This is a genomic window from Pseudomonas avellanae BPIC 631, assembly GCF_000444135.1.
GTDB lineage: Bacteria > Pseudomonadota > Gammaproteobacteria > Pseudomonadales > Pseudomonadaceae > Aquipseudomonas > Aquipseudomonas avellanae.
In genome coordinates, this window is record NZ_ATDK01000252.1 from 1 (window position 1) to 10,438 (window position 10,438).

The window sequence follows — 10,438 nt, forward strand, 5'->3', positions numbered from 1 at the left end:
TGGCCAAACTGGATCGTGATGCGTTCTTCAATGCTGAGTTCATGATATGACATAGGTTCACCGTACCGGATTGGTCAGGTGTTGCGCTCAGTTTTTGCCGCCGCCCCCATTCGAGTCGCGGCCAAGGTCTGATTTCTCATGAGCGACAGCAGAGGTGATATTAATACAGCAGGCCCTTGTCCTTGCTCGCGTAGAAGTTTAGTAGCGATGAAGTATACGAAGCTTTTTCCCCATCCTGTTTTTTGCACTACAAGCATTCTATTATTGCCATCCACAATACCTTGAATGGCCTCTCTTTGGCCATTGCGAAATTGGGCGGTCGGATTATTCGAACCCGTACGAAGTAATTCCAGGGCGCGCGAGTGGTTATAGTTCACGTTTAAGCTTTCCTTGCTTTGAATTGAGTTTTCTTTCACAGCCTGAGTGAGACTAGACATCCTTGGCTTATATTTCAGTCATGCAACCAAATCAAAATATTTTACGAGCGATGTCTATGTGCTACCTGTTTTTACTATAGATGCTGCCATCGATCAAGGTTTACGCCCCACGATCACCGCACGCATTGGCGCTGGCAGTCCTTCGACGGTCTTGCTGTGATCGGAGGGGTCCAGATAGTCACCCAGTGACTGAAAGCGCATCCAATCGGTACTGCGCTGTTCTTCGACCGTCGTGTGGCTCACGTCAACACAGCGCACATCGGTGAAGCCTGCGCGGCGCATCCATAGCTCCAGCGCCGGCACTGACGGCAGGAACCATACGTTGCGCATCTGCGCATAACGGTCTTCCGGCACCAGCACCTGATGCACATCGCCAGGAATCACCAGCGTTTCCATCACCAGTTCGCCTCCTTTGACCAGGCAGTCTTTCAGCGCCAGCAAATGGTCAATGGGCGATTTGCGGTGATACAGCACGCCCATGGAAAATACCGTGTCGAAACCTTCCAGGTTGGCGGGCAAGTCTTCAAGTGCGAATGGCAGGTGCCAGGCGGGCAGGTCGGGCAGGTAGCGCTGCATGGCCTGGAACTGGCAGAAGAACAGCCAGTTGGGGTCGACACCAATCACGCTGTCGGCCCCGGCACCGAGCATGCGCCACTGGTAATAACCATTGCCGCAGCCCACATCCAGAACACGCTTGCCCTTCAAGTCGAGGTGCGGTGACACCCGTGACCACTTCCAGTCCGAGCGCCATTCGGTATCGATGTGCACGCCGAACACATTGAACGGCCCCTTGCGCCACGGCGATAAACCGAGCAACGCCTTGCGCAGCACGGTACGGGTTTCACCGTCGCACTCGGTTTCCAGAGTAAAGCTGCCAGTCAGATCGACCGTCTCGGGTTGCAGGTCCGGCAATGCGTCCAGCGCACTTTGCCAGCGTTGCAGATCGCCGTGACCCTTGGTCATCTTGGTGTCGAGTTGTGCTTGCAGGCCATTGGCCCATTCAGCAAGAGGGGTTCCCGCCAGGCGACGGACAAGAGGAGCGAGATCAATCATGGCAGGGCAATCAACGAGGCAAAGTTAAGGCATTGGAACCAGGGCACCACCTTGGAAAAACCGGCGGCGAGCAGCCGTTGGCGGTGTTCTTCAAGACTGTCGGGCTTCATGACGTTTTCGATGGCGCTGCGTTTCTGGGCAATTTCCAGATCGCTGTAGCCGTTGGCGCGCTTGAAGGCGATGTGCAGATCGGTCAGCAGCGCGTGCTCCTGCTCGTCGTTGAACCGTAGTTTTTCCGACAATATCAGCGCGCCGCCCGGCACCAGCGCACTGCGAATGCGGCCAAGCAAGGCTTGGCGTTGTTCGGGCGCAATGAATTGCAGGGTGAAGTTCAGTGCAACCACTGAGGCGGGCTTGAACGCCAGCGCTAGAATGTCACCTTCGATGACCTTTACCGGCAGCAACTCCTGAAACATGGAATTCTGCGCGTTGAGGTATTCACGGCAGCGCTCGACCATCGCAGTGGAGTTATCGATCGCAATGACTTCACAGCCGTCGCTGCGCACATGGCGGCGCAGGGCCTGAGTCACCGCGCCCAGTGAGCAGCCAAGGTCATACAAAACGGTGTCGGGCTGGGCAAATTGCGCGGCGAGCACGCCGAGGTTTTCGACAATCGCCGGGTAGCCGGGTACCGAGCGCTTGATCATGTCCGGAAAAACCCGCACCACGTCTTCGTTGAAGGCGAAGTCAGGCACCTGGGGCAAGGGCTGGGCGAAAAGGCGGTCGGGTTCTTTGCTCACGGCGGTTCCGGCGAAGGCTTTGAAAGGCGGGCATTCTAGCCAAGTTGTCGACGGGATGCATGGTGCAGCGCGCGCCTTCGGACAAGCCGCGCGCAAACAGTCAGTTCACCGTGATTGCGCACTCGAAGGTCTGCTCCGGCGGGACCTCCGGAGCCCACGGCTGCTGGTAGGTCATTACCAGTCGCCCGGTCCCTGCGTCAGTGGCCTTGTAGCGCCAGACCGACTGCCCACCGTTGCCGACCATCTCCTTGCTCTCGGCGTTGGCGTACACCTCCGGCCCAAGGCTGCGCAGGATACTCTGCGCCGGGTTCTGGGTCAGCCAGCGAAAACCGGTCGTCGGGTTGCTGGGCAGCGTGAGGATCAGCGTCTGACCGGTTTTGAGGGCGAGTGGGCAATCGCTTTGCGTGTCGATGGAAACGATGTTCTTGGGCGTTTGCGCACACGCCGTCAGCAGCGCAAGGCTCAACGGTGCAAGAAAACGAACAGGGGTCATGGCAAGTTCCGGTTTTGCGAGACGAGGCGCAAGGATAACCGATCAGGGTTTTAGGGGGGAGTACGGCAGGTATACCGCTCAGGATCGGAATCAGTTGACCAGATCAGATAGTCAAGGCCGTGGGAGCGGACCGGGCGACGCCTCGCTTGTCCGCGAAAGAGCCAGTATGATAGCCGAAAATACGTCGTCTGAAGCACCGTCTTCGCGGACAAGCGAGGCGTCGCCCGGCCCGCTCCCACGCCCTGCGGGCAGAAGCCCCGTTGTGGGCCAGATCATTCAGCGTTAAACACACGTCCGCTTTTGATTCTGCCCGAAGGGCGTGGGAGTGACCGGGGCGGCGATCCGCATTGCTCGCGAAAGGGCCGCTACATCCGCTGAAGATGTATCGCCCGGAATAAAGCTTTCGCGAACAAGTTCGCTCCTACGCCCTGCGGGCAGAAGCCTGCTCTGCGTCCGGTGCATCGCTATGCACAAGTCCGCTTCTGATTCTGGCCGAAGGCCCCGGTCACACAGCAGCCCCTATTTTTCGGGTGTGCCAGGAATGGAGGATAACGCTGAGCGCCAGGGTGCGGGAACGAGAGTCAGTGTGAGACGTGTCCCCGCATCAATCTTTAAAACAACACCTTCACCACATCGGCAAAGCGCTTGGCAAAATGCACGGTGATGCCTTCCTTGAGGTAATCCGGCAGCTCTTCGAAGTTGCCACGGTTAGGCTCTGGAAGAATCAGTTCGTGGATCTTCTGCCGACGCGCCGCAATGACTTTTTCGCGCACACCACCAATCGGCAGGACGTGCCCGGTCAGGGTCAGTTCGCCGGTCATGGCCACGCCTTTTTTCGGCGGCTGATTACGGGCCAGGGACAGCAAGGCACTGGCCATGGTCACGCCCGCGCTCGGGCCATCCTTCGGGGTTGCGCCCTCGGGAACGTGAACGTGCACAAAGGCCTCGTCGAAGAACTTCGCGTCGCCACCAAACTTCGACAGGTTGGCGCTTACGTAGCTATAGGCGATTTCCGCCGACTCTTTCATCACATCGCCCAACTGCCCGGTCAGTTTGAAGCCCCGGTTCAGGGTGTGGATGCGCGTCGCCTCGATTGGCAGCGTAGCGCCACCCATGCTGGTCCAGGCCAGGCCAGTAATCACACCCGTGCCCGACAGCACTTGTTCACTGCGGAACACCGGCATGCCCAGCGACGCTTCCAGGTCTTTCGGCCCGATTTTGATGACCGAATCCGGCGCATCGAGCAGTTTGACGACCGCTTTACGCACCAGCTTGCCCAGTTGTTTTTCCAGATGCCGCACACCGGCTTCCCGCGCATAACCTTCGATGACCGCGCGCAAGGCCGTATCACTGATGCTCAGCTTGCTCTTGGCAACGCCCGCTTTGGCCAACTGCTTGGGCCACAGGTGACGCTTGGCAATCGCCAGCTTTTCTTCGGTGATATAACCCGACAGGCGAATCACTTCCATCCGGTCCAGCAGCGGGCCAGGGATCGAGTCCAGGGTGTTGGCGGTGCACACGAACAGGACTTTGGAGAGGTCCAGGCGCAGGTCCAGATAATGGTCGAGGAATTCGACGTTCTGTTCCGGGTCCAGGGTTTCCAGCAGCGCGGACGCCGGGTCGCCCTGATAGCTCTGGCCCATCTTGTCGATTTCATCGAGCATGATGACCGGGTTCATCACCTCGACATCTTTGAGCGCCTGCACCAGCTTTCCCGGCTGGGCGCCGATGTACGTGCGGCGGTGGCCCTTGATTTCGGCCTCGTCGCGCATGCCACCCACACTCAGGCGGTAGAACGGCCGCCCCAGTGATTCGGCAATCGAACGCCCGACGCTGGTCTTGCCCACGCCCGGCGGGCCTACCAGCAAGACAATCGACCCGCTGATCTCACCCTTGTACGCACCCACGGCGAGAAATTCGAGAATCCGCGCCTTGATGTCATCCAGCCCGGCATGATGCTGATCCAGCACTTTGCGGGCGTGCTTGAGGTCCAGCTTGTCAGCGCCATAGACACCCCACGGCAACGAACTGGTCCAGTCCAGATAATTACGCGTCACGGCGTATTCCGGCGAGCCGGTTTCCAGCACCTTGAGTTTGTTGATCTCCTCGTCGAACTTCTTGCGCGCCTGTGGTGGCAGGGTCTTGCCTTCCAGGCGCTGCTCGAACTGCTCGATGTCGGCGCTGCGGTCGTCCTTGCTCAACCCCAGCTCCTGTTGAATGACCTTGAGCTGTTCCTTAAGGAAGAACTGACGCTGATGCTCGCCGATCTTGCGGTTCACCTCGGCAGAGATCTCTTTCTGCAAACGTGCGACTTCGACTTCCTTGCGCAGCATCGGCAGGACTTTCTCCATGCGCCTGAGCATCGGCACACAGTCGAGCACTTCCTGCAGCTCGACGCCGGTGGCCGAAGTCAGGGCCGCAGCGAAGTCAGTGAGTGGCGAAGGATCGTTGGGGCTGAAGCGGTTGAGGTAATTCTTCAACTCTTCGCTGTACAGCGGGTTGAGTGGTAAGAGCTCCTTGATCGCGTTGATCAAGGCCATGCCGTAGGCCTTCACTTCATCGGTCGGATCATTGGGCTGCTGCGGGTACTCGACTTCCACCAGATAAGGCGGGCGATGATGCTTGAGCCAGGTGCGGATGCGCACGCGGCTCAGCCCCTGTGCGACAAACTGTAACCGGCCATTTTCACGGCTGGCGTGGTGAACCTTGACCAAAGTGCCATACTCGGGGAGCGCATCGGTCTTGAAGTGGCGTGGATCTTCCTGCGGGGTGTCCATGAAAAACAGCGCCAGCGAGTGATGCTCGGACTTGCTCACCAGCTCCAGCGTCTCTGCCCACGGTTCTTCGTTGACGATGACCGGCAAAACCTGCGCCGGGAAGAACGGACGATTGTGGATGGGGATGATGTACACCTTGTCAGGCAGGTTCTGGCCGGGCAAGGCAAGTGAGGTGCTGTCGGAACTCAGAGACACTTCGTGCTCGTCTGCGTCATTGGGCAAATCTGGCGAGTCTGTCTGCTGGTCGCTCATGGGGCACCTGAGAAGTTGAACATGCTTGTTAGATGGGGCGACAACCCTCAGGTTTCAATAGTCTTGGTCGATAGTCTGTAAAGTGGTTTTAAAACTGCTATTTCATCGCTGTGAGACCAGCTATTGCTGACCAGAGCTGACTTATTTATTTGCGGCACCGCCGTTATGGGTTGAATCAGGTATGACCAACGTATTGATCTCGGCATTAGTGGCTGGACTATGGATAGCATCGGCCGCGACTGCATCGGCTGCCACCTTCACCGCGCAACTGTTCGACAAGCAGGGCCAGCCCCTCGCGGACGCAGTCGTTACGCTGAAGGGGCCTCCTGGTCCGTCAGGCGTAGCGCTGAAGGCCGCCATGGACCAGCGTGAGCAGGAATTTGCGCCGCATGTGCTGGCTGTTCACGTCGGTACTGAAGTCAAATTCCCCAACAGCGACAACATTCGCCATCAGGTCTACTCCTTTTCTCCGGCCAAACGCTTCGAATTGCGCCTTTATGAGGGCACGCCCTCGGACCCGCTGCTGTTCGACAAACCCGGCGTCGTGGTACTGGGCTGCAACATCCATGACTGGATGGTCGGTTATATCTACGTGACCAACGAGCCGTGGTTTGGTGTGACGGACAGCAACGGCGTGCTGAAATTTGAACAGGTGCCGGCCGGACACTACGCCGCCACGCTCTGGCATCCACAAATAGAAGACATGCAGCCGGTGTCGGGTGGCGAGTTCGATGTGCCCGCAGCGGGCCTGACCCAGCGCTTCAATCTGGCGGTCGAAGTGAAAAACGAAGATAAACCTGTCAAACCCGCACCCGGTGGCTTCGGTGATGCTTTTCACAAGGCCGCACATGAATGAAGTTTAAGGTCAGCTTTCAGGCGCGTATCGCCGGGGTTCTGATTGCCCTGTTGCTGATTGTCGTGGGCGCAGTCTTTCTCGCGGTCAAGGTTGCAACAGGCGACGCAGTACGCACTCAGGCCCAGGCGCAACTGGAAGTGGGTAGCCGTGTGTTCGAGCGCCTGATCGATTTGCGTGGCAAGCGACTGCGCGACGCTGTGCAATTGCTCTCGGCCGACTTCGGCTTTCGTGATGCGGTGGCGAGTGCCGACTCGTCGACCATCCGTTCGGTGTTGCTCAACCACGGCAAACGCATCAACGCCAGCGACATGTTCCTGCTGGGCATGGATGGCGTGGTGATTGCCAGCACTGAAACCCAAGTGCCCGAAGGTTCGCGGTTTATCTACGACCAGGCGCTGCGGGGCGCCAAGCGTGCCGGTCAGTCAGTGCTTATCGTCCCTGGCGGTGGAACACCCCACCTGTTGGTGGAAAGCACCGTTCTGGCACCGTTGCCGATTGGTCGCGTGGTCATGGGCTTTACCATCGACAGCGACATTGCCGAAGAGCTGCGTTCGCTCAGCGGGCTGGAAGTGTCTTTTCTCACGGTGGAAAACGGTCAGTCCGGCGATTTGATCAGTACCCAGCCGCCAGCCATGCATGCGGGTCTGGTCGAACTGATGCGCAGTTCTTCAGAAGGGCAGATGCTGCTCACCGAGCAATCGAACCTTAATTTCCTCAGCCAGACGCTGATGCTTGCCAAAAGCGACAATGGCGGTGACGGACAAGTGATCGCGCTGCTGCAAAGCCCGCTGGACAAGGCCTATCAAGCGTTTGCGCCGCTGGATGAAAAGATTTTCTGGATTTCCATGGCCGCCTTGCTGGCGTCGCTGATCGGCACGCTGGCGCTGGCTCGAAGTGTCTCGCTGCCGGTACGCGCACTGGCAACTGCCGCCAAACGCATTGGTGATGGCGACTATGAAACGCCGGTCACGATGGCCCGCAGCGATGAGTTAGGCATGCTGGCTGACGCAATCAACACCATGCAGCACGGCATCGCCGTGCGCGAAGGGCAGTTGGCGCACAACGCGCTGCACGACAACATGACCGGGCTGCCTAACCGCGCGCTGGTGATGGAGCGACTGGGCAGTTCGATTGCGGCAGATCGCCCGGTGGCGTTGTTGTACATGGGCATCGAGAACCTTAAAACGATCAGCGAGAGTTCGAGTGCCGAGGGCGTCGATCAACTGTTGCGTCAGGTTGGTCAGCGCTTGCAAGGCAACTCGCGGCCCGGCGATACCGTGGCACGCCTGAGCGCCAACGAATTTTTGCTGTTGCTGGACAATACGACCAGCGACGGTGCGGTGGGCATCGCGGACGCCTTGCTGCGTCTGCTCAGCGAGCCGCAGCGTATCGACAACCATGATTACGCACTCGAATGCTGCATCGGCATCACGGTGTATCCGGAACACGGTGATTCGGCCCAGGAACTGGTCAACCGTGCGGCGATTGCACGCAAGGACGCAGCGTTCATTCCCGGTCGCCTGCAGATCTACCAGGACGGACGTGACCTCGCTCACCAGCGTCAGATATGTCTGATCCGCGACCTGCGCAAGGCTCCGCAGAATGGCGAACTGATGCTCCATTACCAACCCAAACTGGATATCCGCCAGAGCTATGTTCGTCAGGCGGAAGCCCTGCTGCGCTGGACTCACCCGCGCTTTGGCAATGTTTCGCCAGCCGAATTCATTGTGCTCGCCGAGCGCACCGGCAGTATCAACCTGCTGACCAACTGGGTGATCGAAGAAGCCATGCGGCAACTGGCCGAGTGGCGCCAGCGCGGCCTGGTGTTACAGGTGTCGGTCAACATCTCCGCTGACGACCTGTTGGGCGACGATCTGGCTGGATATGTCATGAAATTGCTCAAGCAATACGGGGTGCCTGCCGAACAACTGGTATTCGAGATCACCGAGAGCGCGGTCATGAGCGAGCCGGAAAAAGCCCTGTTGGTCCTGGACCGTCTGCGCGACTGCGGCATCAGCCTGTCGGTCGATGACTTCGGCACGGGCTACTCGTCACTGGCGCACTTGAAGCGTTTGCCGGTGCAGGAGCTGAAAATCGACCAGTCGTTCGTGCGTAATCTCGACGAAACCAGCGAAGACGCTGTGATCGTGCGCTCGACCATCGAGATGAGCCACAACCTGGGGCTCAAGGTGGTTGCCGAGGGGGTCGAATATCAACACAGCCTGGACCTGCTCCGGCGCTGGCACTGCGATACGGCTCAGGGTTACCTGATCAGCCGACCTCTGACAGCGGCAGCCTTCGAGGCCTGGATTACCACGTTCCAGACATCACCCAGCCTTATGGTGAATTGATCCATGTCCTACAAAATCTCGTGGCTGTTGGGGTGCATGCTGGTGGGCGCGGCAGGGGTTGTGCCGACGCTCGCGCTGGGCGACAACGGCCGGTTGATCGCCACAGGCGGTGCAACCAGCATTGAAGGCAGCGCCGGCGGCGGTATCACCCCGTGGGCGGTGATTACCGGTTACAGCGAGCAGGGCGAGTGGGGCGCGACGGCCTTCGCCACGCATGTGAACCTGCCGGATTACAACCTGGATGTGGCAGGCCTCGCTTTCGCCTATGGCAACCGTGTCGAGTTTTCCTACGCGCATCAGCGCTTCGACATCAGTAACCTGCAGCACAAGCTCAGCCTGCCTGACGATAACCTCAGTCAGGGCGTGTTCGGAGTCAAGGTGCGACTGTTCGGCGACCTGATCTACGACAGCCTGCCGCAGGTCTCACTGGGTGTTCAGTACAAGCATCAAAACGACTTTCTGATCCCCAGCCTGGTGGGCGCCCAGCGTGATTCGGACGTCGAGGGCTACCTGACGGCCAGCAGGCTGTTCATGGGCGCAGCTTTCGGCTACAACGTGGTGGTCAACGGTGGCGTGCGTTACAGCCGCGCCAACGAAACCGGCCTGCTGGGTTTTGGCGGTGATCGACGCGACAGCCGCAGCCTGCTCAAGGAAGGTTCGGTGGCTGTGCTGTTCAATCCGCGCTGGGCGTTGGGCGTTGAGTACCGTGAAAAGCCCGACAACCTGTCGTTTGCTGGCGAGAGTGATTGGGCCGACGTGTTTCTCGGTTATTTCCCCAACAAACACGTGTCGGTGGTACTGGCCTACGCCCGATTGGGTGAAATCGCTACGCTGGACAACCAGAACGGCACGTATCTGTCTGTGCAGGGGAATTTCTGATGAGGCGTTTGCTGATCTGCCTGATGCTGACGGTATTGGCCGGTTGCGCCCAGCAGCCGCCCAAGGATGACAGCCTCTATCAAGACCTGGGCCAGCGTGCCGGCATCCAGCGTATTGTCGAAGGCATGCTGATGAACATTGCCAAGGACGAGCGCATTGTCGAACGCTTCAGGAAAATCGACATCGTGCGTTTGCGCGACAAACTGGTCGAACAGTTGTGCGTCGAAGCGGGCGGCCCGTGTCGCTACACCGGCGACAGCATGGCCGAGTCGCACAAAGGCCAGAACCTCACACCCAGCGACTTCAACGCGCTGGTCGAAAACCTGATCGCAGCGATGGACACCGAAAACGTCCCGGTCCCCGCCCAGAACCGCCTGATCGCCCGGCTCGCACCGATGCGTGGGGAAGTGCTTGGTAAGTGATATAACGCTCGCGCCAATGAGTGGGCATGCATTTGATGACGCTCTGCGTCAAATCTGTGCTGTTGAACAATGTCATGTCCTACGCGCAGTCACTGCACATAAACGAAAGCGCTTTTTCACCTCGATGGCACTGACGACGCAGAGTGCGACGTAAGTGACGGATCAGCGTCAGGGCTCA

The 10,438-nt window shown here is 58.9% G+C and carries 9 protein-coding genes; 4 read left to right on the forward strand and 5 right to left on the reverse strand.

The features are described 5' to 3' along the window. Nucleotides 1–74: 74 nt before the first annotated feature. From DW49_RS1000000130190 to lon, 5 genes are all read right to left on the reverse strand, one after another. A complete protein-coding gene (locus tag DW49_RS1000000130190; RefSeq protein ID WP_200893008.1) occupies nucleotides 75–437 on the reverse strand; it encodes a DEAD/DEAH box helicase in 363 nt (120 codons plus the stop codon). A 93-nt stretch (nucleotides 438–530) separates the two neighbouring features. Next, entirely contained in the window at nucleotides 531–1,490 is a 960-nt protein-coding gene (cmoB, locus tag DW49_RS0114345) for a tRNA 5-methoxyuridine(34)/uridine 5-oxyacetic acid(34) synthase CmoB (RefSeq protein WP_005620096.1), read from the reverse strand. Further along, nucleotides 1,487–2,230, reverse strand: coding sequence for a carboxy-S-adenosyl-L-methionine synthase CmoA (gene cmoA, locus DW49_RS0114350; protein WP_005620095.1), 744 nt, complete (start codon nucleotides 2,228–2,230; stop codon nucleotides 1,487–1,489). The genes cmoB and cmoA overlap by 4 nt, the downstream gene beginning before the upstream one ends. Nucleotides 2,231–2,330: 100 nt before the next feature. Beyond that, nucleotides 2,331–2,723 (reverse strand): protease inhibitor I42 family protein, encoded by a 393-nt coding sequence (locus DW49_RS0114355; RefSeq protein ID WP_005620093.1) that lies wholly within the window; start codon nucleotides 2,721–2,723, stop codon nucleotides 2,331–2,333. A 611-nt stretch (nucleotides 2,724–3,334) separates the two neighbouring features. Next, nucleotides 3,335–5,752, reverse strand: coding sequence for an endopeptidase La (gene lon / locus DW49_RS0114360; RefSeq protein ID WP_005620091.1), 2,418 nt, complete (start codon nucleotides 5,750–5,752; stop codon nucleotides 3,335–3,337). Nucleotides 5,753–5,933: 181 nt separating this feature from the next. Between lon and DW49_RS0114365 the strand changes: the two genes are divergently transcribed. From DW49_RS0114365 to DW49_RS0114380, 4 genes are read left to right on the forward strand one after another with little or no spacing between them, the layout of a single operon-like run. Continuing rightward, entirely contained in the window at nucleotides 5,934–6,608 is a 675-nt protein-coding gene (locus DW49_RS0114365; protein WP_005620089.1) for a methylamine utilization protein, read from the forward strand. Further along, entirely contained in the window at nucleotides 6,605–8,959 is a 2,355-nt protein-coding gene (locus DW49_RS0114370) for a putative bifunctional diguanylate cyclase/phosphodiesterase (protein ID WP_005620088.1), read from the forward strand. The genes DW49_RS0114365 and DW49_RS0114370 overlap by 4 nt, the downstream gene beginning before the upstream one ends. Nucleotides 8,960–8,962: 3 nt before the next feature. Beyond that, on the forward strand, nucleotides 8,963–9,838 hold the full coding sequence (locus tag DW49_RS0114375) for a DUF3034 family protein (RefSeq protein ID WP_005620086.1): 876 nt from the start codon (nucleotides 8,963–8,965) through the stop codon (nucleotides 9,836–9,838). Continuing rightward, complete coding sequence (locus DW49_RS0114380; protein WP_003378458.1) at nucleotides 9,838–10,260, forward strand: group I truncated hemoglobin; 423 nt, start codon at nucleotides 9,838–9,840, stop codon at nucleotides 10,258–10,260. Before DW49_RS0114375 ends, DW49_RS0114380 begins: the two co-directional genes overlap by 1 nt. Nucleotides 10,261–10,438: the final 178 nt, after the last annotated feature.